1 pseudogene is annotated in these 339 nt (G+C 69.0%); it reads right to left on the reverse strand.

Annotation, left to right across the window (positions count from 1 at the left end):
- Positions 1–124: 124 nt before the first annotated feature.
- Positions 125–339, reverse strand: a pseudogene (locus EN869_RS33850) (MgtC/SapB family protein); the annotation flags it as partial.

Here is a 339-nt window from a genome sequence, read left to right on the forward strand (position 1 = left end):
TGGCCAATGTCGACGCCTACTGGGCCTACGGCGCCCGGTCGGTTGCCGCTTTGTAGAGCCGGCCGCTGGCCGGCTTCTGCAGGGCGTTCCCGGTGATCCCGTGGTTGCCGGCCAGCGGCCGGCACTACTCTTCCAGGCTGGCGTTCCAGAACCCCTGCAGCACGCCGGGCGTGGTTGCCAGCGTGGCAAGAACCGCATCCAGCTCTCCGGCATCGACCGCGGTCGCGTACAACACGGCTTCGATCTCCACGTCACGTTCGCCGAATGGGCGCTGGTCCACCGCGCGCACCGGGTACTGCGCCTGCTCCAGCAGCAGCAACAGCCGGTCCAGCACCTCGG

Source organism: Mesorhizobium sp. M2D.F.Ca.ET.226.01.1.1 (assembly GCF_004022705.2).
Taxonomy (GTDB): Bacteria; Pseudomonadota; Alphaproteobacteria; order Rhizobiales; family Rhizobiaceae; genus Mesorhizobium.